The sequence below is a fragment of the Mesorhizobium sp. M7A.F.Ca.US.006.04.2.1 genome (genome assembly GCF_004022915.1).
GTDB classification, from domain to species: domain Bacteria; phylum Pseudomonadota; class Alphaproteobacteria; order Rhizobiales; family Rhizobiaceae; genus Mesorhizobium; species Mesorhizobium ciceri.
Genome location: NZ_RZQA01000516.1, coordinates 1 through 4,740, shown reverse-complemented (window position 1 = coordinate 4,740; position 4,740 = coordinate 1). Strand labels below are relative to the sequence as shown.

The following is a 4,740-nucleotide window of genomic DNA, read 5'->3' as shown; positions in this document are numbered from 1 at the left end:
GACCAGCAGTGTTCCCGCGTCAGCCCTGCATGCCGGCTAAAGGTTCTGGTGCCGGGCGGGTTTGTGAAGCTTTTGGGGCAACGGCATCGGATGTGAGCGATTGCCTGATTCGGTTTTCAGCTCCGTCGTCTATGCCCAAAGCAGACAGTTGATCTCGCGCGAATACAAAAGAACAAAAAGAACAGATTCTCCTGCGTGCATACAAAACATGTTAAGTGCCCGCAGGTTGTGAAAAAGCGCGGAATTACAGCACTGAACTCCGAAATGCCGCATATTCCTTTGTGCTAAAGTACAATAACGTGATCTTCTGCTTGAGCAGGCGAATCTTCGCGCTGTATGGTACAAGTACGAGAAGGCGAATGCTTTCGGACTCGAATCGCCCGGGACAAGTCCTGGGGACAAGGAGTCGCTTTGACATACGGAGCTGCCAATCTGAACGACGACGCTGCCGGACCGAAGAGCACGCTTGCCACTACGGTCTATCAGCAATTGCGGGACGATCTTCTCGGCGGTGTCCTTGAAGCCGAGAGCAAGCTGCGGGTCGAGTGGGTGGTCTCCAAATATGGAGCCGGCGCCTCGCCTGTCCGCGAAGCCCTCAATCGCCTCGCCTCGGAAGGGCTTCTCGGCCGGCACGACCAGCGCGGCTTCTTCATCATGCCGGTCAGCGCCTCGGAACTCGAGGAGCTGACGCGCACCCGCTGCTGGCTCGAGGAGCGAGCGCTTCGCGAATCCATCACCCACCGCACCGCCGAATGGGAAGAACAGCTCGTGCTGGCGCTGCATCGCCTGGGACGCGCGTCACGCCTGGCACCGCAGAATCTCTTCTCGCTCAATCCCGATTGGGAGAGGCTGCATCGCATCTTCCACAGGGTGCTGATTTCGGCCTGCCGGTCGCAATGGCTGGTGGGGTTTTGCGACCAGCTCTCCGATCACGCCTATCGCTACCGGCAAATGGCCAATGATGGCGAAGGCGTCCAGCGCGACGATTTCGGCGAGCATCGTCTGATCGCCGAATATGCCCTGGACGGCAATGCCGACGGTGCCGTCGAGGCCCTGCTCAACCACTACCGGTTGACTGCGGCCATGTGCATGAAGCGCTTCGAGCAGGACGAGGAAACGAAAGAAATCGCCGGCAAACGCGCTCGGCGATAGCAGTCGTTTCCTGGCGGGTCTCTTGTGCTCGTTTCTTGCACGCAACCTGCGTCGGCGCGGCCGGCGTGAACCGCTGTCGGCGGGCTTGACGGCGCGGCCAAGAACCGCGAACTCTCGCCGCCGAGGCATGCCGCGACAGGCGCATGCTCAGCGCCGCAGCACCCCAGGGAAGCCTTCATGAGCAATCATCTGTTCGATGCGTTCCGGTTCCGGATGCCGGCGCCAGCGCGCTTGCTGATGGAAACCGATGATGGCCGCTCGATCACCTATGGCGATATGCTGGCCCGCTCGGCGCAGCTTGCGCATGCGCTCCTGCAACTGGATGTCGAGCCCGGTGACCGCGTTGCCGTGCAGGTCGAGAAGAGCCCGGAAGCGGTCATGCTCTATCTCGCCTGCCTGCGCGCCGGCGCCGTCTTCCTGCCGCTCAACACCGCCTACACGCTGGCTGAGCTGGAGTATTTCTTCGGCGACGCGGAACCACGCCTAGTCGTCTGCGATCCGGCAAGAGCGGCCGACATCGGCGCGCTGGCGGAAAAGACGGGCGCCGTCACCGTCACGCTCGGCCGCGATGGCCGGGGATCGCTGACCGAGCAGGCCTCGCGGCTGCCGACGGATTTTCATGACGTGGCGCGCGGGTCGGATGACCTCGCGGCAATCCTCTACACGTCGGGAACCACCGGCCGTTCGAAAGGCGCCATGCTCAGCCACGAGAACCTTGCTTCGAACGCGCGCGTGCTGGTCGAGCACTGGCGTTTCACCGGAGACGACGTGCTGATCCACGCATTGCCGATCTTCCACACGCACGGCCTGTTCGTCGCCACCAACGTCGTCCTGATGGCCGGCGCCTCGATGCTGTTCGAGCAGAAGTTCGATCCGGCCCGCATCGTCTCGCTGCTGCCGCGTGCCACGGCCTTGATGGGGGTGCCGACCTTCTACGTGCGCCTGCTGCAGCATGAGGGGCTGGACCATGAGGCGGCGAAAAACATCCGTGTGTTCATTTCCGGGTCGGCGCCGCTGCTGGCCGAGACGCACAAGGCCTGGCGCGAGCGCACCGGCCACGCGATCCTCGAACGCTACGGCATGACCGAGACCAACATGAACACCTCGAACCCCTATGAGGGCGAGCGGCGCGCCGGCACCGTCGGTTTCCCCTTGCCCGGCGTCACGCTTCGCATCGCCGATCCAGACAGTGGCGCAGCGCTTGCGCAGGGCGAGGTCGGCATGATCGAGGTGAAGGGCCCAAATGTTTTCGGCGGCTATTGGCGCATGCCGGAGAAGACCAAGGCGGAATTCCGCGCCGACGGTTTTTTCATCACCGGCGATCTCGGCATGACCGACGCCGACGGCTACGTCCACATCGTCGGTCGCGGCAAGGACCTGATCATATCGGGCGGTTACAACATCTACCCGAAGGAGCTCGAAAGCGAGATCGATGCGCTCGACGGGGTTAGCGAAAGCGCCGTCATCGGCGTTGCCCATCCGGATTTCGGCGAAGGCGTCACCGCCGTCGTCGTGCGGGCGCCGTCATCGCGGATCACCGGTGCCGAAATTCTCGGCGCGATCGCCGGACGGGTGGCGAAATACAAGCATCCGAAGCGCGTGATCTTCGTCGATGAACTGCCGCGCAACACCATGGGCAAGGTACAGAAGAACCTGCTGCGCGACACCTACAAGGACATATACGCATCATAGTTGCGCGGAGCCCGGGGCAGCGGCGCCTTACTCCTTGCGCGCCCTTTCGACCCGACTGCCGGAGCCCCACAAGGCGCGCTTCAGCAGGTTGCGCTTGCGCGGCACGAGGTTGATGTCGCTGACAAGCTTGGCGCCGCCCTCGCGCCGTTCGAGGGTGATCTTGCGGCTGTGGAAGGCTTCCAGCTCGGCACGGTGCGCCACGCTGATGATGGTGACATCGGGCAATTCGCGGATCACCGTCGCCATCATGGCGTCCTGGCTCTTCTCGTCGAGCGCCGAGGTTGCTTCATCCAGCACGACGATATCGGGGCGGTGCAGCAGCAGGCGCGCGAAAGCGAGACGCTGCTTTTCGCCGCCCGACAGCGTCTGGTCCCATGGCGCTTCTTCCTTGATCCTTTCGGCAAGATAGGCCAAGCCGACCTTGTCCAGGGCGGCCTTGATCTGTTTGATCGTCCACTTGTCCGCGGCCGCGGGATAGGCGACCGCGCGGCGAAGCGTGCCCGAGGGAATGTAGGGGCGTTGCGGCAGCATGAACAGTCGCCTGTCGGCATGAAAATTGACGCTGCCGCCGCCCCACGGCCACAGGCCGGCAACGGCCCGCACCAGCGTCGACTTGCCGGAACCGGATTCGCCAGCCACCAGCACACGCTCGCCCGGTTCGATCGCAACCTCGGTTTCCTTGACCACGGAGGTGCCGTCGTCGAGCGTGACGGAGAGATCGTCGAGGCTGAGCATCGCACCGTCTTCGGTTTCGCCGTGCTGGATGCGTCCGAGCGCGTCGCTCTGCTCCGCACGCTCGAGCCCGTCGAGCGACATCATCAGCGAGGCGATGCGCCGCGCCGAGGCGTTCCAGTCGGCAAGACGCGGGTAGTTGTCGACCAGCCATCCGAACGCGCCCTGCACGATGGCGAAGGCGGAGGCAGCCTGCATCACCTGTCCGAGCGACATCGAGCCTTCGAGGAATTTCGGCGCGCAGAGCAGGACCGGCACGACCGGCGCAAACAGGCTCGACCCCTGCGACACCAGCGCCGTGCGCATGTGCTGGCCCGTCAGCAGCGCCCATTGCCTGAGCACATGACCGAAATTCCTGTCGATGCCGCTGCGCTCCTCCTCCTCGCCGCCAAGCAATGCGATGCTCTCGCCGTTTTCGCGCACCCGCGTCAGCGTGTAGCGGAATTCGGCTTCCGCCTGGTTCTTCTGCTCGGAGAGGCGGACGAAATGCCGGCCGATGACCACCATCGACGTGGAGGTGATGGCGGCATAGATGACCGCGGTGATGACGAGGAAGCCGGGAATGGTCAGGTTTTCGCCACCGATCGGCAAAGTGAGCGCGCCGCCGATCGTCCACAGCACCACGATGAAGGTCGAGGCCGACAGGAACGCATTGAGGACGCCCGAGATGAAATCGACGGGTGACTCGGTGGCGATCCGCAGATCCTCCGTGAGGCGGGCTTCGGGGTTCGAGTGGTCGCCGGCGACGAGATTCAACTGGTAGTAGCGGCCATTGGCAAGCCAGCGTGCGATGACGGCGGTGGTCAGCCAGGAACGCCAGCGGCGCTGGATCGTCATGCGCAGATAGACCTGCGCGACCACAAGGCCCGCGCTTCCAGCGACGAGCGGCAGGAATATGGCGCTAAGCACATAGACGGTGTGGGCGTTGCGTTGCTCGATGGCGTCGAAGAAGGAGCGGTTCCAGACGTTGATCCCGTATTGAAAGCCGACATTGACGCAGATCAGGATCAACAGCCCGATCGTGAGCGGCCAGGCAAGCCCATCGCCCCGCCTGGCCCAGTAGCCGCGCCCGCTGATCCAGAAACGCCGCAGCAGGTATTTCCGGCGCGCCTGCTCGGCTTCTTCGGGCGTCAGTTGCGGATCCGGCTCGACAGCCTCCGGTGG

At 63.7% G+C, this 4,740-nt stretch carries 3 protein-coding genes; 2 read left to right on the top strand and 1 reads right to left on the bottom strand.

Features of this window, described 5'->3' with window-relative positions; all coding sequences use genetic code 11:
* Positions 1-411: 411 nt before the first annotated feature.
* Positions 412-1,152, top strand: a complete 741-nt coding sequence (locus EN925_RS24115) for a GntR family transcriptional regulator (protein ID WP_013528582.1) — start codon at positions 412-414, stop codon at positions 1,150-1,152.
* A 177-nt stretch (positions 1,153-1,329) separates the two neighbouring features.
* Entirely contained in the window at positions 1,330-2,844 is a 1,515-nt protein-coding gene (locus tag EN925_RS24110; RefSeq protein ID WP_127384712.1) for a malonyl-CoA synthase, read from the top strand.
* Between the two features lie 27 nt (positions 2,845-2,871).
* Here EN925_RS24110 and EN925_RS24105 read toward each other — a convergent pair.
* Positions 2,872-4,740, bottom strand: a 1,869-nt coding sequence (locus EN925_RS24105; protein ID WP_164894355.1) for an ABC transporter ATP-binding protein/permease, incomplete at its 5' end; no start/stop codon positions are given.